Source organism: Lentzea sp. NPDC006480, assembly GCF_040611995.1.
In the GTDB taxonomy this organism is placed as follows: Bacteria; Actinomycetota; Actinomycetes; order Mycobacteriales; family Pseudonocardiaceae; genus Lentzea.
Genome location: NZ_JBEXPJ010000129.1, coordinates 1 through 25472, shown reverse-complemented (window position 1 = coordinate 25472; position 25472 = coordinate 1). Strand labels below are relative to the sequence as shown.

Genomic DNA, 25472 nt, shown 5'->3' with positions numbered 1-25472 from the left:
GATCCGCACGGTGCCGGAGTCGCAGATCGTCGAGACGTTGCTGGCGGAGGCGGCCCGCATCGCCGAGGAGATGGGCGTGGACATCGAGGCGTGACCGTCAATCCACGGTTTCACACGAGACGCGCGGTGGCCACGAATCCGTGCGCAGGATTTCGAGGACGAACGCCCGGGAGACCAAAGCGGTGCGATTCGGTGCTTCCAGCTTGTCGGACATGACACGGACGTGATAATCGATGGTTTTCGAACTGAGGTACAGCTCTCTCGCCAGCCGCCCGCTGGAGACACCGGCCGCGACCCCCTCCAGGATCTTGGCCTGGACGGAACTGAGAGTCCAGCAGGCCGAATGGTGGTCGCAGTTCCGCACGTCGTTCTGCACGTTAAACATGGCACCGATTCCATTCCCTTGGAACAGCTTCGAGGTACGACCGTGACAACGTTGGCACGTGATACCGGGACGTCCTTGCCGGAAGCGGCCGACGCGCTGCTCAAGTCACTGCACGAGGACCTGAGCGGGCTCGCGGCCAGCGCCCGGCTGGACGCGGTCCTGTGTCTGCTGGAGGCGGCCCGGCTGACGCTCGCGGGCGACGATCCCGACCAGATCCGCGCGACCATGCGCGCCGCGTCGCTGTCGGTGCGCGGTTACCTGTGGGCGAACCCATGCCTCAGCCCTGATCGCTGACTCGGTCGGCGAAGGCCGTCCAGAACCGCGCGTTGTGCCGCGCCAGCTCGGCGATCGCACCGGCGCAGTGGGCCGGGATGTCCTGCACGGGCGGAGCCGCCTCGCCGGTCACGGTGTGCGTGTCCAGCCACCGGAGCAGGGCGCGGCCGGCCTCGGTGAGCCGCAGCGACGGGTCCTTGCACAGGGTGCGCATGATCGCGACGGGATCGGGCTCCGCCGGGTCTTTCCTGGGCGGGGGAACGGGATCCTCGCCGCAGCTGATCCGGTTGCGCACGTCCAGTACCGTGGACGGGGCGATGCCCGCCGCCTTGGCGATGTCGCGCAACGACCGGTCCGGATCGGCCCGCATCAGCTCACCGGCCAGCCTGCGCCCGTCCGAGCTGTCGAGCGGGCGGCGCCTGCCGTCGCGGCCGATCCGGGTGTTCGACCGCGCGCCGTCGACAGTCGAACGCCGGCGGATCTCGCCGACGGTGCTCGCGGTCAGGCCGCTGACCAGGGCGATCCACCGGTCCGACCGGGCCGGGTGGGTCGTGATGATCCGCGCGGCGGCCGCCTTGCGATCGGCGACCGACAGCGGCAGCCCGTTGGCCGTGTTCGCCTCGACCGCGAGCACGAACGCGTCGTGCTCGTCGCCGTCGAAGAATTGCGCCTCGATGTGGTCGCGGCCGTTCAGCTCCGCGGCCCGCACCCGTTGCACGCCGTCGATCACGCACATGGTGCGGCGGTGCACGATGATCGGCGGTACGCGGGAGTTCGTCCTCGCCAGCACGCGGACGTGCTCGGAGGTCACGCCGGTCGTCCGCGGCGAACCGCCGAGCCGCAGCCGGCTGATGGCCACCATCTCGGTCGGCACGACACCTGCCTGGTAGTCGCACCACGGGGACGCCTGTTCCTGGTCGCCGCGTTCAACGCCCTGATTTCTCATCAAAGCCGTCCTCCGGTACGAGATCGATCCCGTTGACCCGACAACTCGACCGTCCAGAAAGGACGAAACCGCACCGCTTTTTCGCCAGACGTTCGACCATTTCCGACTCATCCTCGACATTACGAAAGAACTGAGTCACGGGTCAACAGTCGAGGTCGGAGTGCCACTAATACTGTGGTAGGCCCGCGTAGTGGGTCGGTCTGCGCCGAGGTAAATGCCCGAAGGTACGGCCCAATTGAGACGAGTGGACCGGGCGGTCACGGGGGCTGAATTTGTCGACGTCAAACGTGCGACCGGAATTTAAACACACTGACAGCAGCTCGACATGTCCAGTTGAGACACTAGAACCAATGGTTCAGCGCACCGGCCAGCTCCGCCCGGAACCGGATGCCGAGCTTGCGGTAGGAGTTCGTCAGGTGCTTCTCCACGGCTCTGGTGCTCACCGAGAGCGTGTGCGCTATCTCCTGGTTCGACTGGCCGGCCACCGCGAGCGCCACCACGCGCCGTTCGGTGCGGGTGAGTTCGGCACGCCGGACCTCGCCGCGCAGATGACTGCGGGCCTGCCGTGCCAGCCGCTCGTCGCCGCATTCGCCCGCGATGTCAAGACACCGCCGCAGGTGCTCGGTGCCGGCCCGCTCGTGCTTCTCCCGCAGCCGCAACCCCAGCGCCAGGTGGGCGCGTGCCAGCTCCAGCCGGTCGGCTGAGCTGGAGAGCGCGTCCACGGCCGCGTGCAACAGGTCCACGCCCGCGGTTCCCTCGGTCAGCCCGCCGAGCACGCGCAGCGTCCGGCCGACGCCGGCCGGGGCACCCCATTCGACCGCGCGTTCGTGTTCTTCCTCGGCGAGGTTCATCGCCGCCGTGATGTCTCCGAGCTGCTGGTGCAGCCGGGCGGCCGTGGTGCGCCACGGGAAGAGCACGACGTTGCGCCAGCCCAGCTGGTCGAGCTGACGGCCCGCGTGCGTCAGGCCGCGCAGACCACCCCGCACGTCCCCCGCGGCGACCTCGTCCGCGGCCCGCGCCAGGTCGAGAACCAGTGCGGTGCCGGGGTTGTCCACCCCGGCCAGGCTGAGCATCGCGTCCGGGAACGGCCCTCCGGCGATCTCGCCGAGCGGGGAATCGGCTGCGCGCAAGGTTGTCACGAGCAGCTGTCTCATCTGGTCCGGCGGTGGGTGTTCGAGGAGGCGACCGGCCAGTACCGCCACTTCTGTCGCGGGCACCCGCGCCGCCAGAGCCGCCGAGAACGACAACACCGTGAGCAGTTCCCGTTTTGCCGCACTGGACGTGTCCGGTTCCGGCCCGAGTTCCCTCAGCCGCGAGATGGAGTCGGTGAGCTCGGTGGGATCCGTGTGCCCGGCGTACCGCATCCGCGCCTCGATCCGCGCGGACAGGTCGCCGTCGCCGAGCTCGCGAACACCCCGCTCGACATCGCTGATGACGTCCCGGGCCAGCGGGGGAGCGACGCCCAGTACCGCGACGGGCATTGCCAGCACGGCCGCAGCGCGATCCCGGGGCGAGCTGTGCAGCCCGATCGCATAGCTCAGATGCTGCAGTGCCAGCACGTTGTCCGTCGCGCATTCGGCGACGGCTAGCTCGACCAGCAGCGCGGCCCGTTCCGGTCCCTGCTCCGCCACCGCCCTGCGCAGGTAACTGGGCCGCGCGGCGGCTCGGAGGACCTCGATCGCCCACTCGGGAAGCGCCGACCTGGTCTCGACGAGATGGTCGGCGACCTGCTCGACCGGACGGCCACGGTCGTGCAGGAGCACGGCTGCCGCCAGGTGCCAGGCGTCGTGTTCGGAGGCCGTCATCGTGGCGAGCACGGCGTCCGCCACGAGTCCAAGCGCACGAAGCGTCCGCACCGCCGTGGCAGTGGTGACGTCGTCGAGCCCGGCCAGTTCGGTGATCAGGCCGAGGTCGTGCTCACCGAGCACGGCCATCGCCCGGGCGACCCGCCGCACCGGTTCGGGTTGCCGGCTCAGGCAGTCGGCCACCCGGCGCCGGGACCACGCGGCCGACGGCACCGCCTGCAACCGCACCTCCGGGCCAGGAAGCGCGATGTCCGCACCTGGCTCGCCGTCCCGGACCGCGGTCACCACCAACGCGGACGCGGCGATGTCGATCAGCCACCGCACGGACTTCTCGTCCGCCCACTGCAGGTCGTCCACCACGATCACGACGAAACCGGCCGGGACGGGCCCGATCTGCTCCGCCACACCGTAGTCCCAGTCTTGTTCGGCGGGTGCTCCGCTCGCCCGCCGCACCACCGCGCCCACGCTGTCCGCCAGCTCGGCCAGTGCCCGCAGCAACGCCGACTTCCCCGCCCCCATCGGGCCACGGACGGTCACGAACGTCCCGGCGCCGGCAGCTGTCGTCCGCAGCGCCTCCGTGAGGTGTTCCATGCCGGGCAGCGCGTCAGCCACGGGGCAGCTCCAGGAACCTGCGGACGGCTTCAGGGTCGCCCGGCGGTATCCCGTGCACCACGTCCGCGAGCTCGCGGGTCTCCCGCAGCACCGCGGACTTGCCCGCGCCGGCAGCTGTCGTCCGCAGCGCCTCCGTCAGATGGTCCATGCCGGGCAGCGCGTCAGCCACGGGGCAGCTCCAGCAACCTGCGGACGGCTTCAGGGTCGCCCGGCGGCATCCCGTGCACCACGTCCGCGAGCTGGCGGGTCTCCCGCAGCACGCCGGGAACGCCCCACCGGCCGGCCAGGTCGTGAGCCTCGGCGATCAGGGCGTCAGCGCGCGCGACCTCGCCCGCGGCCCGCCATCCCAGCGCCGCGAGCAACCGCCAGGGCAGCACGGCGGGGTTGACCACACCCATGTCCCGCAAGCAAATGCCGCACTCCAGGAAGATCCCGGCCGCGGTCGCGGGTTCCGTCACCAGTGCCACGAGCCCGTGCGCGAACAGCCGCCAGGCGTGCGCCAGGCCATCCACGTCGGCTGCTTCGCGGGCCAGTGCCTCGCGGGCTGCTTCGACCAGCCCGGCCGCGAGCAGCAGCACCACTTCCAGCACGAGGTGCCGGGCGCTGAGCAGTGCGGGCCAGCAACCGCGCGGCAGTTCCGCCTCCACCGCGGCCAGGTCCTCCGCCGCCTCGACGACCCGCGCCTGCCGCACCCGCACCGAGCCGCGCCGCAGCACCGCCTCGGCGACCGCCACCCGAGCACCGTGCCGGCGGCCGTCCACGAGAACGGCGTCGATGCCGGCCAGCGCGGTCTCGTACTCGGCGGCCCAGGACAGCACGTCGATCGCCGCGAGGCGCGGAGTCAGCGGACCGCGACCGGCCAGCGCGCCGGTGGCCAGCGCCACCGCGGCCGCGCCACCGCTGCCACCACGGGCCAGCCGCCAGGCGGCAATGCCTTGGCACACCGGGTTGGTGGGGGAGTCCGGAAGCGGTGGAACGGCTGGAACACCGAGGTCGTCGGGCTCACCCGCGACAGTCACGACGTACCAGTAGAGGCCCGTCAACGCCTCCTGCTCGGATTCGGGCAGATCCGGATGCGCCAGCGCGGTCTCGATGGCCCGCCGGGCCACGCCGAAACGCGCCCGGCACGCCAGCATGTCCGCCGCACGCAGCCTCGGGCCGGACATCGCCGGGCCGGTCATGTGCAACACCCGGACCAGGCGCCGATCACCGGCTTCCGGTGCGTGGTCGAGTTCGCACTGGGAGAGCTGGATCAGGAGTTGCGCGCGCGTCGCCTCGATCGCCGGCTCGTTCAACGCCCGGACCAGCAACCGGGCCGCCTCCGCCGTTCTTCCCGCTGCGGCCAGCACTCGGGCTTCACGTTGCAGCGCCTGCCGAGCCCATGGCCTGCCGACAGGTGGTGCCTCCAGCAGGAGCGCACTCATCTGCTCGAACCCGAGCACGGCGCGATGACCGAGTGCCACCGCTTTGGACCGCAGCTCGTTCCGCTCGCCGGCGCTCATCGCGGCGAGCACGGCCTGGGCCACGCCGTCGGTCAGCGTCGGCTCGTCCGTCGTGACCAGGCCGAGGTCGCGCAACCTCGTCATCGCTTCATCGGCGAGCACGCGGTTCAGATCTGCGAGTTCACGGGCCAAGGACCATTCGCCGCACACCGCCACGGCCCGCAACAACACGATGTCGTGCTCGGACAGCACGTGCAGCGTCCGCGCGACCAGGTCCACAGTGGACTGATGTGGGTGAACGACGTACCAGGGCGGTGCGGTGACGGAGCCGTCCTCGGCGAGTTCGGCGAACACGTCCTCGGCCGCCGTGCCGAGTCCGGCGGTGGCCAGGACCACCGCCACCGGAACCCGGTGGATCCTGCGCAGCAACGCGCGGAGCCGGCCGACCGAGCTCTCGTCGAGCCACTGCGCGTCGTCGAGCACGAGTACAAGTGGTCCGGCTTCGAGGAAAGCTCGCGGGTCGGCCGGGAGCGGGGGAGCGGCGATCAGGCGGATACCCTGCCTGGTCACGTGGTCGGCGATGCGCGACACCAGCGTGGTGCGACCGGAACCCGGCGGTCCGGTCACCTCGAACACGGCGCCGCGACCGCGACGCAGGCTTTCGGTGAGCTCGACGACGAGTTGTTCCTCGCTGACCTTCAAGACAACGCCGCCGACAGCCCGCCACGGCCCTGCACGCCGAGCTTGCGATAGGCGTTGGTCAGGTGTTTCTCCACGACCCGCACGCTCACCCGCATGACGTCCGCGATCTCCTGGTTGGAACGGCCTGCCATCGCGAGCTCCGCGGCCCGGCGTTGCGCAGTCGTCAAAGGGCAGTCGCCCTGCTCCGCTCTGGCGACCTGCCGGTCCGCGGTCCGCTGGCCCAGCTGTTCCACCGCCCTGGCCAGTTCGAACCGGTTGGCCGACCCTTCGAGCACGTCCACGGCCTGCCGCAGCAGCGCGACACCGGCGGTCCCCTCGGTCATCGATGCCAGGTGGCACAAGGCTTTGCCGACACCGGCCGCCGCACCCCACTGCACCGCGAGCGCGTGTTGTTCCCAGGCCAGTTCTCGTGCCGCCGCGAGATCACCCATGCGCCACAGCACCCCGGCCGCCTCGGCACGCCACGGGTACAGCACGGGATTGCGCCAGCCGAGCTCCTGCGCCTGACTGCCCGCGTCCCGCAGGTAGGCGAGCGCGGCCGGAAGATCCTCGGCCGCCACACCGGCTGCGCCGCACAGCATCTGGTACGTGACGGACAGCGCCGGGTGGTGCGTCTCCTCCTTGATGAGCCGCATCAGCCGGCTGACGAGGTTGTCATCGCGTGTCTCGCAGGCGATCGAAGCGAGCGTCACCAGCACCTCGGACGCGAGGCGGCGGGTTCCCGCCGTGGCGAGGACGTTCTCCGCGATGGTCCGAGCCTCGGCGATCCGGCCGGAGTGCAGCAGCACCAACGCCTGTTCGGCCTCGATGAAGACCTGCTCGGTGCTGGCGGCGTGCTCCAGCGCGCGGAGCAGCCAGGCGGACACCGCGTCCACCGAGCCGGCCGCGCACAACGTGGTCACCAAGGTCGCGATCGGCGTGTGGACGTGATCGGGCCGGGCTGGTGCGTGAGACAGCAACCGTTCCGCGATCACCGCGACCTCACCGGCACGCCATGCCGAGGCGATCGTCGCGCAGTGCAGCCGCACCGCCATCAGCTCGCGTCCGGCACTCGTCGCCGGATAGGTCCGGTCCGGACGCTCGCCCAGCCGGTCGGCGCAGCGCGCGAACCGGCCTGGCGCCAGGCATTCGGCGTGATGCGACCGTGCTTCGACCCGCAGCGCGAGCTCACCCAGCAGATCGTCGTGCGGTCGTGCCACCCGCAGTTCGTCCTCGATGCCGCCGACCAGTTCGCGCACCGCGGGAGGTGCCTCGGCCAGGGCTCCCGGCACGAACCGCGCGGCGATCGCGGCGCGTTCCCGAGTGGTGGTCACCATCCGCGCCGCGACGGACAGGTGCGTCGCGGCGGCGGCGCGATCGACGCCCCGTTCCGCGGTGGCCAGTTCGGCCAGCAAGGTCGCCCGCCTGGAACCCGCCTGAGGTTGTTCGAGCAGCGCGCGGCGGAGGTGTTCCACCGCGACGTGAGGCGCGCCGCGCTCCATCGCCGACTCGGCCGCCGTGCGCAGAACCTCGACGGCCCAAGGCCCTTGGGCGAACGTGATGGCCAGCAGCCGTCCGGCCACGATCTCGACGGGCTTGCCCGCGTCGTGCAGCAGACGAGCGGCCCTGGTCTGCAGCCGGACCCGGTGCGCGGGAGTCATCGTCTCCTCGACGGCCTCCCGCACGATCGGGTGGACGAACCGCGGCGCCAGGTGGTCGACGAGGCCGAGACGGTCCATCGCCCGCAGCGCTGTCGTGCACCCGATCTCGTCGACCTCCGCGAGCGGCATGATCAACTCAAGGTCGTCGCCGAGGACAGCCATGGCGTCGAGAACCGAACGCACCTGCGCAGGCTGTGCCCGCAGGCAGGTGACGAGTTTCCGGCGCGAATCCTCAGTCAGGACTGGACGTGGCAGCGTGACGACCTGAGCCGCCCTGCGCACGACCTGCTGCACGAGAGGCGAGTCGGACCCCACGTCGCCGTCGCGCACGCAGACCACCATGACCACCGGGAGCCGGTCCAGCCGCTCAGCCAGAGACGCGAGCGCGCGCAACGACTCCTCGTCCGCCCACTGCAGGTCGTCCACGGTGATCAAGGCCGGGCCGTCCAGCTCTTCGCCGAGCTGGTGCAGCACACCGAACGGGAAGTCTCGTTCCTGCCTGGCCCCGGCCGCCCGCAGCACCCGGACGCCCGTGCTCTCCGCCAGCTTCCGCGCGTCTTTCAACGTCTTCGAGCGGCCACAACCCAACGGTCCCCGGAGCACCACCAGCGAGCCCGCGCCCGGCTTCGCGAGACGGAGTGCCGTGGCGATGACGTCGAGACCGGTCATGCGGCGTGCAGGCCGGTGTCGAGCGCGTGCGGCAGGTCCGCGCGCAGCTCGACCCCGAGCTTTCGGTACACATTGGACAGATGGCTCTCGACGGTCCGCACCGTCACGAACAGCTCCTCGGCGATCTCCCGGTTGGTGGCACCGGCCGCGGCGAGCTCCGCGACCCGCCGCTCCCGTCCGCTGAGCACGTCCGCCGGCCGCGCGCCCAGTCTCGGCATGCGTCCACCGGCCAGCACCAGCAAGTCCCTCGCCTCCGCGGCCGCCGCGTGATCTCCCTGCCTGATCGCCATGGTCACCGCGGTCCGCAGGTGCTCGCGAGCCTCTTTGGCGTCCCCGTCCGACAGCCGCGACTCGCCCAGCAGACGCACCGCGCGGACGTGCAGCGGCCGTGCGGAGGACGCGGACAGTTCCGTCACCGCGGTACCCAGCAGCTCCGCCGCCACCGCACCCTCGGCCACCACTCCGCCGGCCATCAGGCTGAGCCCCCGCGCTTCGAGGGTGTCCCACCGCCGGGCACGTTCGGCGCCGAACTCGGCGAGCTCGACGGCCTCCTCGCGCCGGTCGAGGCGAACCAGCAGGCAGACGGCGTCCAGCCACCACGGAGCCCACACGGGGTTGTGCACGCCCGCGGACGTCAGCTGCCTTCCGCACTCCAGCAACAGGTCCAGCGCACCGATGAGATCACCACGGACCCGGCGCACCGCCGCCTTCGTGATCATCACCGGTCCGTACGTCCAGCCGAACCGCGGTTCCCCGACCCGGTTCAGATGTTCCTCGGCGGCGGCGACATCACCCTGCTTGAGCAGGATCGACGCCATGACCCCGCTGGGCAGCCCGACCTCCGCCGGAACCCGCGCGGCGACCTCCAGCGCGGTCTGCGCGTCGGCACGAGCCTCCGCGAGATCACCGGCGTGGTCGAGCAACCCGGCCCTCGTCGCCAGCGCGAGCGCATGCACGTCGAGTGCGCCGTCCGCGCCGCTCGTGGTGACCAGCCGGTCCAGTGCCGCCATCGCCTCGGCCGGCTCACCGGACAGGGCCAGCACGGCCGCGGCGGCCAGTGCCGGCCCGGCGTGCCCGGCCGACCGGGGAGCCAGCCCCAGCCTGGCCAGCTCGACCGCCGACCGGACGCACTCACCGGCCAGCATCTCGGCCTGCGCGGCCACCCCGGAGATCAACCGCCCATACCCGGTGTTCGGCACCCGCCGGTAGCGCGCGAGCAGCTGCGCGGTGCCGGTCCGGTCGTCCAGCCCCTCCCGCATGACCAGCACGTCCGCCAGCTCCAGCAAGGTGTCCGGATGGTCCGGCACCTGGTCGAGCACTCGGGTCAGGTACCGCTCGGCCTCGTCGTACGCCCCGCGCCGGACCGCTGCCGCCGCCGCTTCCTGCAGCGTGCAGAACATCCAGGCCTCGGGCAGCTCCGGCAGCCGCATGAGCTGACCGGCGACCTCCTCGGCGGGCCGCCCCTCGTCGTTCAGCAACGCCGCGGCCCGCCGGCGCAGCTCGGTCAGCGTCGCGGTCGGTACCGCGGACAGCACGGCACCGGCCACGTCCTCGCGCCGGAACCCGTGCGCACCAAGCACTTCCTCGCGCCGCAACGCGTCCACCGCACTCGTCACGAACGGCTCGGCCAGCTGGAGAAACCTGCCCACCGTCCTCGTGTCGGCGCCCCCGAGCACGGCGATCGCGCGGGCCACCTCGCGAACATGCCCTCTCTCGCACGCCTCCGGCAAACACCCGGCGACCACCTGCCGCCCCAGCTCCTCGGCCCGCCCCACGCCGCTCTCGTCCGGCGTCACGTCGTCGGCGCGCAACGAGGTCAGCAACGTCCGCAACCGCCCCGGATTCCCGCCCGTGATCAGCTCACACGCCTGGGCGAACACCGGATCAGGCGTGCGGCCGAACGTCCGCTCGATCACCGTCACCACGTCCGCGCCGGACAGCGGCGCGAGGTCGATCGTCATCACCGGCTCGGCCATCTCCGCGAACAGCAGGTCGGCCTCCTCGACCACACCGGGCCGCCACGCCAGCACCACCACCAGCGGCAGCTCGGCAGACCTCCGCACCAGGAAGTCGATCCACCGCAGCGTCCGCGCATCACAGGCGTGCGCGTCGTCCAGCACGATGACGAGCGGCCGGTCCGCCAGCACGTCCACCGCCACCCGGTACCACCCGCACAACACGGCGTAGTCGTCCGCGTCCAGGTCTGGGAGCGCTCTCGCACAGAGCGGTTCGAACAGCTCGCGCACCGAGCCGTACTCCGCGACCTGTGCGCGGCCAGTCGCGCACAGCACTGTCACGTCGTCCTCGGCGAGCTCCCGCCGAACCGCGGCCAGCAGACTGCTCTTGCCGATCCCGCCGGAGCCGCGCACCAGCGCCAGCCGCGCACCCTCGTCCCGGCAGGTTGCCGCCAGACGGACGAGCTGCTCGCACTCCACCAGCCGTCCGACCAGGTCAGTCACTGTCACTCCCTGCGGAATCGTCACGATTCGCGATCGGCTGGAAGCCTTCCGTAACTGAGAACGGTGACGCAACATGCCCCGGCACAAACTGCGCAGACGCGCGGTATGAACAAGTGCCGTGGCGTGGTTTGTCAGGCTTGGCGCGGTCGAACTCGTTGCGCTGCGGACTTTTCCGTGTTCCAGTGCGGTCTCCACAGGGGGAGGCACGGGGGATGCTGTCCGAGAGCGACGTGGTCCGCTGGCGCGTGCCGTGGTTCGACGGGAGGACGTCGTTCCGCGACGCGTGGCCAGCCGTCGAGGCCCGGATCAACCAGGTGTTCGACCACGACAAGTTCGTCAACGGCCAGGTGACCGCCGAGCTGGGGCAGGCCATCGCGAGCTACACCGGCGCGCGGTACGCGGTCGGGGTGAACAGCGGAGCGGACGCGCTGTACCTCGTCCTGCGCGCCGTGGGCGTGGGTGAGGGCGACGAGGTGGTCATGTCCGACGGCGCCGAGTGGTCGTCGGTGGCGGCGGTCGAACGCGCCGGTGCCACGCCGGTGTTCACCGCCAAGCTGTCCGGACGCACCAGAGCGGTGCTGGCGGCGCACTCCTACGGGCGGATGCCGGACCTGGGTGCCCTGCGGAAGATCGCCGCGGACGCCGGTGTGCCGCTGGTCGAGGACGGCGTGCCGCTGGGATCGCGGCACGACGGTGTTCACGCCGGGCTGTCCGGCGCGGCCGGGGCGGTGTCCTTCGCGCCCGACAGCACGCTGGGCGCGCTCGGGGACGCGGGGATGGTCATCACCGGCGACCGGGAGCTCGCGACGCGGTGCATGATGCTGCGGCACCACGGCCGGACCAGCGAGGTCCCCGGCAGCGCGCCGGACACGTCCGGCCCGGCGGCGATGGTCGGCGTCAACAGCAAGATGGACGAGATCCAGGCGGCGGTGCTGCTGGCGCGACTGGACGGGCTGGACGGCGCGCTGGCCCGGCGGCGTGAGGTGGCCGCCCGGTACACCTCGCGGCTGACCGGGATCGACGGTCTCGGCCTGCCCGCCCAGGACGTGTGGCCCGCGTACGTGGTGGCGGCGGACCGGCGGGACGATCTGGCCGAGCACCTCACCCGAGCGGGCGTGCAGACCGTGATCCCCAGGGCGGCAACGTCTCTCGCGCTCCCGGTCCACCCGGATCTGAGTCCCGGTCAAATCGACCACGTGTGCGACGCGATCAGCCGGTTCTACCGAGGAGGACGAGCATGAGGACCCTGCCGTTCTTCCCTCCCAAGGCTTTCGCGGCCGAACGCCGGAAAACGCTGGAGCTGGTCCGGCGGATCGGCCTGGATCCCGCGCAGCGGTTCGCCCTCGGCCCGGCGGTCGCCGAGCTGGAGCGGGTGATCAGCGAGCAGATCGGGGCCCGGCACGCCGTGGCCTGCGGGTCGGGGTCGGGCGCGCTGGACCTCGCCGTGGCCGGGGTGCGGATCGAGCCCGGTGACGAGGTGGTCGTGCCCGCCTTCGGCTGCCAGCCGATCGCGGGCATGATCGTGGGCAGGGGAGGGGTGCCGGTGTTCGCCGACGTCTCCGCGGAGACGCTCGTCATCGACCCGGACGCCGCCGAGGCCGCGATTTCTCCCAGGACGGTCGCGATCGTGCCCACGCACATCTTCTGCACGATGGCGGACATGCCCGCGTTCCGCGCGATGGCGGGCAGGCACGGCCTCGCGGTGGTGGAGGACGCCGCGGTGGCGTACGGCGCCTCGCTGGACGGCCTCGCGGCGGGCCGGTGGGGCGACGCGGGGGTGTTCTCCTACGCGCAGTTCAAGCCACTCGGCGGCATTGGTGAGGGTGGTGTCGTGGTGACCGACGACGACGAGATCGCGGCGCGTTGCCGGGAATCGCGCCGGCACCACGGCATGGACGAGCTGACCGCGCGGTTCCTGTTGCTGCGGCACGCCGGGTTCACCGAACGGATGCGGCGCAAGGCGGAGATCGCGGCGCGGTACGACGAGGCCTTCGCCCCGCTGGCCGAAGCGGGACTGGTCGCGCTCCCGTCCGCGGTACCCGCGCCGGGCAGATTCAGCCACGTGTACGCGGTGCTGACGGACCGGCGGGACGAACTGGCCGAACACCTGCGCGCACAAGGGATCGGCACGCACGTGTACTACCCGGTCCCGTTGCCCCGGCAGGACGCCTTCGCGCGGTTCGGCCGAGGCCTTTTCCCGCGCGCACAGGCGGTCTGCGATCGCAATCTCGCGATTCCGGTGTGGCCAGGGCTGAACGACGACGAGGTCGCGCACGTCATCCGTTCCGTGCTGGCGTTCCACGGTGTTCGTCCGGGGCGAATCCCCGGTTGAACGCCTTCCTTGACCGTCTTCGCCCGGCGCACTTACGTTCGGCTGGCTGGGGCGCGACGCGCCGCGGCGATCATCGGGGGCGATTCACCGCTTGGGGGAGTGTCCAATGGCGTTGCCGGAATCCGCCGCGTTCGACGACCGACTGGCGCAGGCGTTCCGCGCCGGGCTGGATCTGGCCGCGGACACCGACGTGACCACGCTGGTCTTCGGTGAGCACCCGCACTGGGACTCACTGGGGCACATGTCGCTGGTCACGTCGCTGGAAGAGGCCTTCTCCGTCACGCTGTCCGAGGAAGACGTGTGGGCGATCGACAGCTACCCGTCCGCCGCGGCCGTCCTCAAGATCGCCGAGACCGGCCGGCCGTGACGCCGAAGCTGCTGTCCTGGCTGGAAAATCCGCCGCCGGGCATTGCTCTGGTCGACGGGTCCACCGGTCGCACCTGGACTTATGTCGAACTCGCCGCAGCCGTGATGTCCACTGTGGACATGTTGGCGGCGAAGCGGAAGTCGGTGGTCGCCTGCCTGTGCCGGCCGGAGCCGGGCACGGCGATCGGCTATCTCGCGGCACTGGCGGCCGGGCACGCGGTGCTGATGCTCGACGCCGCCACCGACGCCGCCGTGCTCGACCGGCTGATCGGCGCGTACGAGGCGGACTTCGTGCTCGACCGCGACCGGGTCGAACGGCGGCCGTCCACCGGCCGGCCGGTGGACGAGGGCCTGGCCGTCCTGCTGGGCACGTCCGGCAGCACCGGGACGCTGAAGTACGTGCGGCTCAGCCAGGACAACATCGACGCCAACGCGCGGCAGATCGTCGAGGTCCTGGGCATCGACGCCGGCGAGCGGGCGGTGCAGAGCCTGCCGCTGCACTACTCCTACGGCCTGTCGGTGCTGAACTCCCACCTGCTCGCCGGGGCCGCGGTCGTGTTCCCCGGCACGAGCCTGCTGCGCCCGAAGTTCTGGGATGTCATGCGGGACAACGCGTGCACGTCCCTCGCGGGCGTGCCGTACATGTACACGATGCTGAGGCGCATCGGCTTCGAGCGGATCTCCCTGCCGGACCTGCGCACGCTGACCCAGGCAGGCGGCCGGATGGCGCCGGACGAGGTCCTGCGCTTCGGGCGGCTGGCGGCGGATCGCGGCGGCCGGCTCGTGGTGATGTACGGCCAGACCGAGGCCACCGCGCGGATCGCCTGCGTCCCGCCGGAACGAGTGCTCGACAAGCCGGACCGCATCGGATTGCCCGTGCCACAAGGCGATTTGTCCTTGGCCGCGGACGGCGAGCTGATCTACCGGGGCCCGAACGTCATGCTGGGGTACGCCGAGGGCCGCGCGGACCTGAGCGCGGGCGACGTCAACCGCGGCACGCTGGCCACCGGTGATCTCGCCGAGGTCGACGACGAGGGCTACTACACGATCGTCGGACGCAAGAAGCGGGTGGCGAAGCTGGCCGGTCAGCGGGTGAACCTGGACGAGCTGGAGGCGCTGCTGGCCCCGCACGGCCCGGTCGCCGCGGTGGAGGTGGCCGGCGAGCTCGTCCTGGCCAGGGCCGGTGGCACGGCCGGCAGCGACCTCACCCGGCACGTCCGCGAGCTCGTCGGCGTGCCCAGCAGGTTCATCCACGTGCGCGACGTCGGTGAGCTGCCGCGCACCAGCTCCGGCAAGACCGACTACGCGGCGCTCACCGCCACGCTCCAGGAAGGAAGTCAGGCATGACCCAGGTCGCGCCCCGCGCCCGGACGGAGACGGACGTCGACCGGCTGGTCGAGGCAGGCCGCCGGCTGGTCGGTTTCCTGGCCCCGGACGTGGAACCGGGGATCGACGTCGCCAGCTGGCTCAACGTCACCCGGTTCGCCGAGGCGCTGGGCGACGAGAACCCGCTCTACACCGACCCGGAGTACGGCGCGGGCTCGGCCTACCACTCGATGCTCGCGCCGCCGGCGTTCCTGCTCGCGGTGCGCATGCCCGGCTCGGCGGCCGTCGCGGAGTTGTTGGACCACAACCTTTCCACGGACCTGGCCGCGGCCACGATGTCCTGGGACGACGTCGTGCGCCTTGGCGACCGCGACCTGTCCGGGCGGATGCGCGTCACCGGTGTCGGCCGCAACGGCGCCAAGGCCACCGTGACGTCCACTGTGGACTACTACCGGGACGGCAGCGAGATCGCCCGGTGCTGGGCCGAGGTCGACCTGGTGCCGGCCGACGGCCTGCCGCCGATCCGGCCCATGGCGCGCTACACCCCGGGCGAGATCGACCAGATGACGGCGGAACTGGACGCGGAGGCCCCGCCCCGTGGCACGGTGCCCCGGTTCTGGCGGGACGTGCGGGCCGGCGACACCTTCCCCGCCCTGCTGAAGGGGCCGCTGACCCTGGCCGACCTGATGGTGTGGACCTTCGCCGAGGGACGCCCCGTGCGCGCGGGAAACCTGGTGTACCAGCAGATCGCGGAACGGAACGGCCGCCGCGGCGCCCACCCGGTCACCGGCTGGCCGGTGTGGGACAAGACGGAAGCGGGGCTCGACTCGATGGTCACCGACCCCGGCGGACCGCAGGCGCCGGCCGGGCTGGTGTTCGCGCTGGCGAGCCAGTACGCCACGCATTGGATGGGCGACGACGGGTTCCTGCGCCAAGTGAGCGCACGCCTGCACCAGCCGTTCCGGTACGGGGACGCGCTGCGCCTGGCCGGCACTGTCGCCGACCGCTTCACCGCCACCGACGAGGCGGGAAGTCGTTACCACGCGGTCTGTCTGCGAGTGGACGGCCGCAACCAGCTGAACGAACCGGTGATCACCGCGGACGCCGTGGTGCTCCTGCCGGAACCCGGCAAGCCGGTGCGGCTGCCGATTCGCGGCGGGCTGGCCTGTGACACCCCGGTGGAGGCGTGATGCAGACGCACGAACAAGCCGTGCTGGAGTTCATCGACCGCAGCCGCGAGCTGCTGGACCAGGAGAGCCCGGAGGACCTGCCGCCGCCCGCCGGGCCGTACGACCGCAACGCGGTGCCGGTGCCGAGCGCGCTGATGCTGACCCCGGACCTGATCCGCCGGTACGCCCACGCGATCGGCGACGACAACCCGCTCTACACCGACCCCGCCTACGCCGAGAAGTCCTGGTACGGCACGCAGATCGCACCCGGCCCGGTGCTGATCCACGTGCGCTACCCCGGCGATCACGGTGCCCAGCGGCCGCAGGGTTACCCGGTGGCGAACTTCCTGTCCGGCGTGGCCTGGGAGTTCTACGACGTGCCGCGTCCGGGCATGCGGTTCTCGTCCTCGAAGACGCCCAGGGAGCTGATCGTCAGCCGGGCCAGGCAGTCCAGGGCGATCTCGCACCACTCGGAGACGTTCTACTGGGACAACTCGGGCGCGCTGCTGGGCAAGGCGTACGGGCGGCTCGTCCACATGTCGGTCGAGGAGATGGGCGCCACCAGGGTCATGCCGGTGGAACGCCTGCGGGAACGCCTCTTCTACGACCGCCGGCCGCACGAGTACACGGCGGACGAGATCGCCGGGATCCGGTCCGCTTTGGACGGTCAACGCCGGCGCGGGGCGGAACACCTGTACTGGGAGGACGTCCAGGAAGGCGACGACCTGCCGCAACTGGTGCAGCCGCCGTACGGCATGCGCGACGAGCTGACGTACCAGGCGATGGACCACGGCCTGCTCTCGGCGTTCGACGGCACGCGCATGGTGCGCGCGTTCCGGCCCGCCTATCTGCGTGGCCTGAACAACCCCGACTTCGCCCGTACGCATCCGGTGACGGGCTGGCCGTACGCGCCGTGGGACGAGCACGAGGACAGGTTCCTGTCGCCGTACCGCTGCGAGCCGCTGCCGTTCGACTTCGGCATCCAGCGCGCGCAGATGCCCATCCGCCTGCTCACCAACTGGGCGGGCGACTTCGCGTTCGTGCACCGGATGTACACCTCGATGCGCAAGCCCGTGTTCTACGGCGACGCGGTCGTCTACCACGGCAAGGTGATCCGCAAGTACGTCGCCGAGAAGAGCGGCAGCCAGTACGCGGCGGTGGCCGTCGAGATCACCGGCCGCAACCAGCTCGACGAGGTGCACTGCCTCGGTTACGGCACCGTGTTCCTGCCGTCCCGCACGCTGGGCGACCCGGCCCTGCCGATCCCGCACCCCGAGCGCCCGGACTACGTGCCGTTCGACGTGCACCGCCGGGCCGAGTGGTTCTGATGAACGACCGACCACTCATCGGTCCCGACGAGCACAAGCCGTGGCCGGAGATCACCGAGGCGGACAAGAAGGCCGTCGCGGCGGTGCTGGACCGCGGTGTGCTCGCCGGTCCGAACGCGCCGGAGATCCGTGCCCTGGAAGAGGAGTACGCCGCCTACACCGGGGCGCGCCACTGCCTGGCGACCAACGCGGGCACGTCCTCGCTGCACGCCGCATTGGCCGCGGCAGGGGTTGAGCCGGGCGGCGAGGTCATCGTGCCCGCCTACACGTTCGTCGCCTCCGCGTTCGCCGCGATCCACCAGGGCGCCGAGCCGGTGTTCTGCGACGTCGACCCGCGCACGTTCACCATCGACACCACTCAGGTCGAGGCGCTGATCACCGAACGGACCCAGGCGATCATGGCCGTGCACGCGCACGGCCAGCCCGCGGACATGGCCGAGCTGAAAGCCATCGGCGCCCGGCACGGCGTGCCGATCGTGGAGGACAACTCGCAGGCGCACGGAATCCGATACCGGGACGAGATGACCGGGTCGCTCAGCGAGACCTCCGGCGCCAGCGTCAACCACTCCAAGAACCTGCCGGCCGGCGAGGGCGGGTTGTTCACGACCGACGACGAGGAGAGCTATCACATCGCACGACGGCTCGTCCTGTACGGCGAGGACGTGCCCGCGGACGCGCCTCGCCCGTACTGGTCGCACGGCGTGGGCTGGAACTACCGCGGCCAGGAGATGGTGTGTGCGTTGGCCCGCAGCCAGCTCCGCCGCCTCGACGAGCACAACACCCGGTCGCAGGAGAACGCGGCGCGGCTGACCGAGGGGTTGAAGGGCCTGACCGGCGTCGAAACGCCGTTCGTGCACCCCGACCGGGGTTGCTCGTACTGGAAGTACCAGCTGCTGTTGCACCCGGAGGAGCTCGGCTTCGACGGCGATCCGCGCGACCTGCGGGACCGGATCATGCGGGCGCTGCAGGCGGAAGGCGTCGAGGTGAGCATCTGGCAGCCGCAGCCCGTGCCGGCCCAGGTGGCCTTCCGGCGCCGCACGCAGGTGTGGCGGCCCGACACCGAGGCGGAGGCGGTCCGGCCGTGGGTTCCCGGCGCGTTCCCGGTGGCCTCGCGGATCTGCGCCACCGGGCTGAGCCTGGGCACGATGTGGCGGCCGCTGTACGTGCAGGAGCCCGAGCTGATGGACCGGTACGTCCAGGCAGTCGAGAAGGTGTTCGCCAACCTGGACGTCGTGCTGTCGCAGCCGTTCGAGCCCTACCCGCGCGTGGTCTGAGGTGTCCCGGTGCGGCACAACCACTGTGCCGCAACGCCGGCGGCTGCCGCCACGACGCCGAGCCCGAGCCAGCCCAGCCCACCGCCGTCGAGCACGATCACCGTGATCAGGCCCGGTCCGGCGAAGGTCATGAACCCCTCGCCGACCGCGTACGCCGAGAGGTACTGGCCGCGCTTGCCGTCCGGTGCCAGCGCGAGCGGCACGCTCCACCCGGCGGCCTGGCTGAAGACCTCGGCCAGCGACAGCCCGATCACGCCGACGACCATGCAGCCGGCCGCCGCCGCGACGCCACCGAGCGCGGCCAGCGGGAACATCGCGCAGCCGAGCAGCAGCGTCGCCCCGCTGAGCAGATACGCCTTCCCGGCGCCGCTGAGGGTCTTGGCCATCTTGCCCAGGCTGACCTGCAACAGCACCACCAGCACGGTGTTGAGCGTGAACAGCACCCCGACCAGAGCGGGCGGCGCCGAGGTCCGGGTGGTGATCCACAGGGGCGCGCCCACGAGCAGCACCGAGTCACCGGCGAGGAACACCGCGTTCAGGCCCGCGAGCACGAGGAACCGCCGGTCGCGCAGCAGCTGCCGGCGTTCCGCCTTGGTCTGGTGGTGTGCTTCCGGCTGCTGGGCGCGTTCCAAGGTGGGCAGCGTCCGCACGAGCAGGCCCGCCACGACGTACGACACCGCGTTGACCAGCACGATCGCCAGGTAGGCCGCGCGGGTGTCGGCGACGATGGCGGCGGTGGCCCCGAGACTGCCGAGGCCGACGGCCGTGCCCCGGATCGCGGCGAGCCCGGCCAGCATCCGGATCCGCTCCTCCTCGTCCGCCAGCCCGGCGACGACCATCGTCCGCGCCGATCGCCCGGCCTGCGCCGCGGCCTGGGCGAGGCACACCAACGGGATGAAGAGCGCGGCGGAGTGCACGAACGGGTAGATGAGGTACACGACCGTCCTGATCGCGTACGACAGCACCAGCATGCGCCGCGGGTCGTGCCGGTCGAGCACGCGGCCCACCAACGGCGTGACCGCGACCGACGTGATGCCCGCGCAGGTCAGGCCCACACCCACGACGGCGGCGCTCAGGCCCGCGCCACGGGTGAAGAACAGCACCATCGACGGCAACCACAGGCCGCTGCCGAGCGAGTCGACGAACGACGCGACCGCCAGCCTGCGCCGCGGCCCGTCGGAGAACGCGTCGGCGCCAGTGGCCGCACGCCACAGCCGGCCCGCCCAGTTCATGTGTGTTCTCCCCCAGGTGGAACTCGGATTCCCCGCCGGCGTCAGTCCCCGCGCGACGATCCCCTCTGGCATCATGGCACAAGTGGGGGAGCTCGTCGCCGACGCCGTGCTCAGCTGCGTGAATGACGTTGTCCTGCAAGCCTTTCTGAGGATCGAGGGGATCTGATGGGCCTGCCACGGCTGCTTGTTGTGGATGGCATGGGCGGAGTCTCGCCGCACGAGTACCTGCGGTCGCTGACCCCGCTGGCCGAGCTGAAGGTGCTGTACGTCCCGCCACCGTTCGCCGACCACGCGGCGCAGAAGGAACGCGAGCTCGCCACCCGTGCGGACGGGATCGAGGTGGTGCGGATCGAGCGGCCGGACCAGGTGGCGGACGCGATCATGGAGATCGCGCGGACCTGGTCACCGGACGGGGTTTTCGCGCAGAACGAGCACCTGCTCCACCAGGTCGCCCTTGCGGCGGAACAGCTCGGCCTGCCGTACCACTCGGCGCACGCGGCGTCTTTGGTGCAGCGCAAGGACTTGCAGCGGGCCGCCCTGCTGGCCGCCGGTGTGCCGGGACCGCGGATGGCCGTGCTGACGCCGGGCGTGGACCCGGCCGCCGCGCTGGCCGAGGTCGGGCTGCCCGCGGTGCTCAAGCCGATCGTGGGCGTCGGCAGCATCTCCACCATGCTGATCGACTCGGAGTCCACTTTGGCCGGTGCGGTGGCCGAGGCGGACCGGCACTACCGCGAGGATCCGCGGATGTACGGGCGGGAACCCGTGCTGATGCTGGAAAGCCTGCTCGTGGGACAGCGATGGCACGACGACGAGCGCTACGGCGACCACGCCAGCGTGGAGTCGCTGATCTTCGACGGCGAGGTCACGCACCTGGCGGTGACCGACAAGTACCCGCTGGCGCCGCCGTTCCGCGAGACCGGCGACCTGCTTCCGTCCATTCTGGACGACGAGCGGCAGGCGTCCTGCGCGACGCCGCGACCGACGCGATCCGGGCCCTCGACCTGCGGCACGGCGCGACGCACATCGAGTTCAAGCTGACCGCGGACGGCCCGCGGGTGATCGAGGTCAACGGCCGGGTCGGCGGCCCGATCCCGCGGATGCTGGAACTGACCGCGGGCTACGACATCATCGCCGACCTCGGCCGGATGGCGCTGGGGGAGAAGCCGGAGGCCGCTCTGCGCTTCGACGGTTTCTCACTGTTCCTCACCCCGGTCTCGCCGCAGCGCGACGTGGCCGTGCGGGCGATCCACGGCGAGGAGGAGGCCAGGGCCATCGAGGGCGTGCGCGACCTCTCGATCCGCTACCCCGCGGGCAGCAGGCCGGACTGGCGGATGGGCGGGTTCAGCAGCCTGTGGCGCTCGTTCATCACCAGCCCGACCTCCGCGGGGCTCTTCGACGTCGCCGCGCGGCTGGAGAACACGCTCCAGGTCGAGCTGGACGACATCAGCTGACGTGCGACGGCGCCGGTTCTCCGACGAGAACCGGCGCCGTCACAGCGTTTCAGCTCAACTCATACCGCGGATCGTGCCGCCGTCCACGCCCCAGACGCTGCCGGTGACGAACGACGCCGCGTCCGAGGCCAGGAACGTGATCACCCGCGCCACCTCGTGCGGTTCTCCCATGCGCCCCAACGGCAGCTGCCGGCGGCTCATCTCGTACTCGACCGCCTCCCTCGGCTCGCGGTCGTGCAGCTTGGCCATGCTGTCCGCGAGGCCGCCCGGCCGTGTCCACAGTGGAGTCCACACCGGACCCGGCGCGACGGCGTTCACCCGGATCGCCGGACCCTCCGCCAGCGCCAGGCTCTTGGTGAGCCCGACCAGCGCGGTCTTGGAGACCTGGTAGTCGAGCAACGCGGCTTCCGGCTGGCGGGCCAGGTCGGAGGAGTTGGTGACGATGCTGCCGCGACCCTGCTCCCGCATGCCGGGCAGCACGGCGCGGATCGCCCGCACCGCGCTCAGGAAGTTGATCTCGAACGTGCGCAGGAAGTCCTCGTCGGTGAGCTCGTCGAAGGTCTTGACCACGCCCTGGCCGACGTTGTTGACCAGCACGTCGGCCGGTCCGCCGAGCTCGCCGAGCAGCTCCGTCAGCGACGAGGAGACCCCGGCCGCGGTCGAGAGATCGGCGACCTGCACGGCCACCTTGGCGCCCAGGTCGCGCACGGCGTCCGCCACGCCGGCCAGACCGGCCTCGTCGCGGTCGACCAGCCCCAGCCGGGCCCCCTCCTCGGCGAACGCGAGCGCGGTGCTCGCGCCGATGCCGTTGGCGGCGCCGGTGATCAGGACGGTGCGGTCCTCCAGGCCGAGCTTCATCGGACACCCACCTCTGTGCTGATCATGGTCAGCGGGCTCAAAGCCGTTGCCCTCCAGTCGATGTGGGGCTGGATGGCGAAACAGCGGCCGGGACCGCCGGTGTAGCGCCGACCGTCCACTTCGAACTCCGCGGTGCCCTTGACGACGTACAGCACCTCGGTGCTCTCGTCGGGGGTCTCCCGGGCGACGATGCCGCCGCCGGGAACCTCCACGAGACCGAACGTCCGCCAGTCGCCGGTGAAGAACGGGCGCAGGTCGACGACCGCCCGCCGTTGCTGTTGTGCCAGCAGCGAAGGAACGTTGACCGTGGCCGTCTCGGCGGCCGGTCCGTCCTGGGGGAACACCTCCACGACGAAGAACTGCATGTCCCGCCCGGTCCGGTTGGCGATCGAGTGCGCCGCGCCGATCGGCGTCGTGATGAGGTCGCCCTCCCGCGCGGTGAACGGGACGCCGTTCATGCGCATCTCCGCCTCGCCGTTCAGGATGTAGTAGATCTCCTCGGTGCGGGTGTGGACGTGCTCGCCCACCGACCCGCCCGGCTCGATCGTGAGGTGTTCGACGATGTTCCAGTCGCCGACCAGGTGCCCGCCGTTGAACAGCGTCTTCCACTGGCACACGCCTTCGCCGCCGACCTGGTGGAACGTGGTGGCGGCGCCGCTCGTGTCGTTGACGATCAGTCCGTACGGGGTGCGCGTGCCGCGGACGGCCATACCCATCAGATCACCTTCCCGGTGTTGTGTGATTGATGCGCGATGGACTCGATGCCCAGCCGGAGGATCTCCCGCGGCACCTGCGTGATGAGCGTGCCGTCGGTCCGGTGCGGCTTGCCCAGGCCGTCCAGCAGGATCATGTCGCAGGTGCCCGCCACGGGCTTCACGTAGCCGCGCTTGTTGTCCAGCCGCACGGCGTCGAGCACCGCGTCCACTCCGGCGTCGGCCGGCAGCCGGACCGGGGAACCGTTGCGCTCCAGCAGTTCCAGGTGGGCCGCCTCGTCGGCGCGGTCGAGCAGGCCGAGCTCGCGGGAGACGCGGGCGGCGGCGAGCATGCCGAGACCGACGCCGTAGCCGTGCCGCAGCCGGCCGTGGGTGATCAGCTCGGCGGCGTGGCCGACGGTGTGGCCGTACTCCAGGATCAGGCCCTCCGCCTCCTCGTGCGGGTCGTCGCGCATGACCGAGCTCTTCGCGTCCACGCAGAGGTCGATGAACCAGGCGAAGTCGTCCACGGTGTAGACGCCGTCGGGACGCAGGCGGGCGGCGACCTCGTCGTAGCGCTCGGGCAGGACGCCCAGCACGTTCTTGATCATCTCGCCGAGCGCGGACCGGATCTCGTCGACCGGCAGCGTGGCCAGGAAGTCGAGGTGGTTCCACACCAGCGACGGCACGTGGAACGCGCCGAGGTGGTTCTTGCCGACGGTCGAGTTGACCGCCTGCTTGAGCGAGAGCACCGAGTCGGACATGTTCAGCAACGTCGTCGGCAGGTGCACCAGCCGGATGCCGCGGAAGACGAGGGCGCTGAGCAGCCCGGCGAGGTTGCCCACCAGCCCGCCGCCCAGCGCGATGACCACGGACCTGCGGGACACCCCGGCCCGCAGCATCTGCTCGGCCAGCGAGTTGACGACGTCCAAGGACTTGGCCGGCTCCTCGGCGTCCGCGGTCAGCACGGTGACCGGCGCGACGGACTCGACGTGCTCGCGGGCCTGCGCGATCTGGTGTTCGGTGAGGGCACTGTCGGCCACGATCACAAAACGATCGGCGTCCAGTGCTTCGAGTCTGCGGCTGAACGCGCTCAGCGAAGCACGTCCATGTCCCACGTAAAAGTCATAGCGGACGTCGCCGAATCGGACACCGCGGTCGACAACGGAAGAAACCTCGGCTAGCAAAGACACAACTTTCCCATCCACGATTGGCAACAGAGTTAGCTGGTTCGTTCGCGGAACGGACGGACTGGCCGCCGCTCACATGGCCGAGCGGATGTTCTTCTCCAGTTGTTGCGCGAACTGCGAATAGGCAGCCGCGCAACCGCGTGCGACCTCGATCACCGAATCGGCGCAATGCGGAGGTACGGACGTGGCCAGCCGCGCCCACACGGCGGGGTCCAGCGAGCCCGCCTCCAGCAACCGCAGCACCGCCCGCCCCGCGTCGCTGAACCGCAGCGACGGGTCCTGCCGGAGACGCCGCAGCGCCGCCCGCGGATCCGCCGGCGCGACCTGCGGGGCCGGCGGCTGCTCGGCCTCGCCAGAGTCTCGGTCCGGCACCGGGTCGGCGCCCGAGCGGATCCGCCGCCGGACGTCGTGCGCGGTGGCGAGGGCGATGCCGGCCTCCCGCGAGATCTCGCGCAACGAGGCTTGCGGACGTTCCGCGATCAGCTTCGCCGCCTGCAACCTGCCCTTGGCCGAGCTGATGGGCCTGATCCGCCCGTCCTGCCCGCGCCGGAAGCCCAGCCGGGGCACCTCGGAGCCTGGCCGGTGCCGAATTCGCCGCACCGTCTTGTGCGTCAACCCGGTCAGCGACGCGACCAGCCGATCCGACCACTCCGGATGCGACGTCATGATGCGCGCGGCCGCGGCCAGCCGATCGGGCAGCGACAGCGGCAGGCCGTGCTGCGTGTTGAGCCGCACGGCGAGCACGAACGCATCTCTCTCGTCTCCGTCGTAGAACCGCACCTGAACGTGCGTGGCGCCCCGAGCCGTGGCCACCCGCAGCCGGTGCATCCCGTCGATCACCCGCATGGTGCCGCGGTGCACGATGATCGGCGGCAGTCGTTCCGCGGCCTCGGCCAGCAGCCGGACGTGCTCCTCGCTCTCGCCCGCGGTCCTGGGCGACAGGTCGGTGCCCAGCGACGTGACGGGCACCGCGACCACCTCGCCGTCGACCAGCTGCTCCTCGTCGGTGCCCGGTTCCGGCCCTTCTCCGCCCAGTCCTCCGACAGCCGAAAAACCCCCTTGCCCGGCCATGCCTTCCCTTCCCCTGATGGCACAGAATTCCAGTACGGACAAACCCATGCCGAAGACCGGGTCGGCCGCAGCCTGAATTGCGTCGCGCACGCGGTTTTAACGGATCACATGATCGATAAAGCCGACGGCCCGAAAATTCCCACCCAGCCCCAGTTCCCCAGAACGCCGGGAAGCTCCATGTTTTTCGAGGGCCGGAGCCGACAGGCTCATCGGCATGAGAACCGCAGTTGTCACGATCATCGCGGCCGTC

22 protein-coding genes are annotated in these 25472 nt (G+C 71.2%); 10 read left to right on the top strand and 12 right to left on the bottom strand.

What is annotated here, in order from left to right:
* Nucleotides 1-97: 97 nt before the first annotated feature.
* Complete coding sequence (locus tag ABZX92_RS34585; RefSeq protein ID WP_355568906.1) at nt 98-376, bottom strand: LuxR C-terminal-related transcriptional regulator; 279 nt, start codon at nt 374-376, stop codon at nt 98-100.
* Between the two features lie 60 nt (nt 377-436).
* Between ABZX92_RS34585 and ABZX92_RS34580 the strand changes: the two genes are divergently transcribed.
* Nucleotides 437-679, top strand: a complete 243-nt coding sequence (locus ABZX92_RS34580; protein ID WP_355568903.1) for a hypothetical protein — start codon at nt 437-439, stop codon at nt 677-679.
* On the opposite strand, the gene ABZX92_RS34575 is transcribed toward ABZX92_RS34580, so the two are convergent.
* The 6 genes from ABZX92_RS34575 to ABZX92_RS34550 all read right to left on the bottom strand — a co-directional run bounded on the left by ABZX92_RS34575 (nt 663) and on the right by ABZX92_RS34550 (nt 10933).
* Entirely contained in the window at nt 663-1604 is a 942-nt protein-coding gene (locus ABZX92_RS34575; protein WP_355568900.1) for a ParB/RepB/Spo0J family partition protein, read from the bottom strand. The two genes, ABZX92_RS34580 and ABZX92_RS34575, sit on opposite strands and share 17 nt — an antisense overlap.
* A gap of 341 nt (nt 1605-1945) precedes the next feature.
* Nucleotides 1946-4021 (bottom strand): LuxR C-terminal-related transcriptional regulator, encoded by a 2076-nt coding sequence (locus ABZX92_RS34570; RefSeq protein WP_355568897.1) that lies wholly within the window; start codon nt 4019-4021, stop codon nt 1946-1948.
* Nucleotides 4014-4190 (bottom strand): hypothetical protein, encoded by a 177-nt coding sequence (locus ABZX92_RS34565; RefSeq protein WP_355568894.1) that lies wholly within the window; start codon nt 4188-4190, stop codon nt 4014-4016. The genes ABZX92_RS34570 and ABZX92_RS34565 overlap by 8 nt, the downstream gene beginning before the upstream one ends.
* Complete coding sequence (locus ABZX92_RS34560; protein WP_355568891.1) at nt 4183-6165, bottom strand: ATP-binding protein; 1983 nt, start codon at nt 6163-6165, stop codon at nt 4183-4185. Before ABZX92_RS34560 ends, ABZX92_RS34565 begins: the two co-directional genes overlap by 8 nt.
* A complete protein-coding gene (locus ABZX92_RS34555) occupies nt 6162-8474 on the bottom strand; it encodes a LuxR C-terminal-related transcriptional regulator (protein ID WP_355568888.1) in 2313 nt (770 codons plus the stop codon). The genes ABZX92_RS34560 and ABZX92_RS34555 overlap by 4 nt, the downstream gene beginning before the upstream one ends.
* Entirely contained in the window at nt 8471-10933 is a 2463-nt protein-coding gene (locus ABZX92_RS34550) for a LuxR C-terminal-related transcriptional regulator (RefSeq protein WP_355568885.1), read from the bottom strand. The genes ABZX92_RS34555 and ABZX92_RS34550 overlap by 4 nt, the downstream gene beginning before the upstream one ends.
* Before the next feature lie 212 nt (nt 10934-11145).
* Here ABZX92_RS34550 and ABZX92_RS34545 point away from each other — a divergent pair, with 212 nt between their 5' ends.
* The 7 genes from ABZX92_RS34545 (at nt 11146) to ABZX92_RS34515 (ending at nt 18728) form a co-directional block, all read left to right on the top strand.
* Complete coding sequence (locus ABZX92_RS34545; RefSeq protein ID WP_355568882.1) at nt 11146-12174, top strand: DegT/DnrJ/EryC1/StrS family aminotransferase; 1029 nt, start codon at nt 11146-11148, stop codon at nt 12172-12174.
* Nucleotides 12171-13265 (top strand): DegT/DnrJ/EryC1/StrS family aminotransferase, encoded by a 1095-nt coding sequence (locus ABZX92_RS34540; protein WP_355568880.1) that lies wholly within the window; start codon nt 12171-12173, stop codon nt 13263-13265. Before ABZX92_RS34545 ends, ABZX92_RS34540 begins: the two co-directional genes overlap by 4 nt.
* A gap of 106 nt (nt 13266-13371) precedes the next feature.
* Nucleotides 13372-13632 carry an acyl carrier protein gene (locus tag ABZX92_RS34535; protein WP_355568877.1) on the top strand — a complete coding sequence of 87 codons (261 nt, stop codon included), beginning with the start codon at nt 13372-13374 and terminating at the stop codon, nt 13630-13632.
* Complete coding sequence (locus ABZX92_RS34530; RefSeq protein ID WP_355568874.1) at nt 13629-14978, top strand: AMP-binding protein; 1350 nt, start codon at nt 13629-13631, stop codon at nt 14976-14978. Before ABZX92_RS34535 ends, ABZX92_RS34530 begins: the two co-directional genes overlap by 4 nt.
* A complete protein-coding gene (locus ABZX92_RS34525; protein ID WP_355568871.1) occupies nt 14975-16147 on the top strand; it encodes a MaoC family dehydratase N-terminal domain-containing protein in 1173 nt (390 codons plus the stop codon). Before ABZX92_RS34530 ends, ABZX92_RS34525 begins: the two co-directional genes overlap by 4 nt.
* Nucleotides 16147-17454 carry a MaoC family dehydratase N-terminal domain-containing protein gene (locus tag ABZX92_RS34520; RefSeq protein ID WP_355568868.1) on the top strand — a complete coding sequence of 436 codons (1308 nt, stop codon included), beginning with the start codon at nt 16147-16149 and terminating at the stop codon, nt 17452-17454. Before ABZX92_RS34525 ends, ABZX92_RS34520 begins: the two co-directional genes overlap by 1 nt.
* Entirely contained in the window at nt 17454-18728 is a 1275-nt protein-coding gene (locus ABZX92_RS34515) for a DegT/DnrJ/EryC1/StrS family aminotransferase (RefSeq protein WP_355568865.1), read from the top strand. Before ABZX92_RS34520 ends, ABZX92_RS34515 begins: the two co-directional genes overlap by 1 nt.
* On the opposite strand, the gene ABZX92_RS34510 is transcribed toward ABZX92_RS34515, so the two are convergent.
* Nucleotides 18710-19960: an MFS transporter gene (locus tag ABZX92_RS34510; RefSeq protein ID WP_355568863.1), complete on the bottom strand. Its 1251-nt coding sequence runs from the start codon at nt 19958-19960 to the stop codon at nt 18710-18712. The genes ABZX92_RS34515 and ABZX92_RS34510 overlap by 19 nt on opposite strands.
* Before the next feature lie 165 nt (nt 19961-20125).
* Between ABZX92_RS34510 and ABZX92_RS34505 the strand changes: the two genes are divergently transcribed.
* The gene (locus tag ABZX92_RS34505) at nt 20126-20998 is read left to right on the top strand and encodes a hypothetical protein (protein WP_355568860.1); all 873 of its coding nucleotides are present in this window, start codon (nt 20126-20128) and stop codon (nt 20996-20998) included.
* 17 nt (nt 20999-21015) lie between these two features.
* Nucleotides 21016-21411, top strand: a complete 396-nt coding sequence (locus ABZX92_RS34500) for a hypothetical protein (RefSeq protein WP_355568857.1) — start codon at nt 21016-21018, stop codon at nt 21409-21411.
* A gap of 54 nt (nt 21412-21465) precedes the next feature.
* Here ABZX92_RS34500 and ABZX92_RS34495 read toward each other — a convergent pair whose 3' ends face one another.
* From ABZX92_RS34495 to ABZX92_RS34480, 4 genes are all read right to left on the bottom strand, one after another.
* Nucleotides 21466-22269 carry an SDR family oxidoreductase gene (locus tag ABZX92_RS34495; protein WP_355568854.1) on the bottom strand — a complete coding sequence of 268 codons (804 nt, stop codon included), beginning with the start codon at nt 22267-22269 and terminating at the stop codon, nt 21466-21468.
* Complete coding sequence (locus ABZX92_RS34490; RefSeq protein ID WP_355568851.1) at nt 22266-22985, bottom strand: cupin domain-containing protein; 720 nt, start codon at nt 22983-22985, stop codon at nt 22266-22268. The genes ABZX92_RS34495 and ABZX92_RS34490 overlap by 4 nt, the downstream gene beginning before the upstream one ends.
* Nucleotides 22985-24004, bottom strand: a complete 1020-nt coding sequence (locus ABZX92_RS34485; protein WP_355568848.1) for a 2-deoxy-scyllo-inosose synthase — start codon at nt 24002-24004, stop codon at nt 22985-22987. The genes ABZX92_RS34490 and ABZX92_RS34485 overlap by 1 nt, the downstream gene beginning before the upstream one ends.
* A gap of 219 nt (nt 24005-24223) precedes the next feature.
* Nucleotides 24224-25222 (bottom strand): ParB N-terminal domain-containing protein, encoded by a 999-nt coding sequence (locus tag ABZX92_RS34480; protein WP_355568846.1) that lies wholly within the window; start codon nt 25220-25222, stop codon nt 24224-24226.
* Nucleotides 25223-25472: the final 250 nt, after the last annotated feature.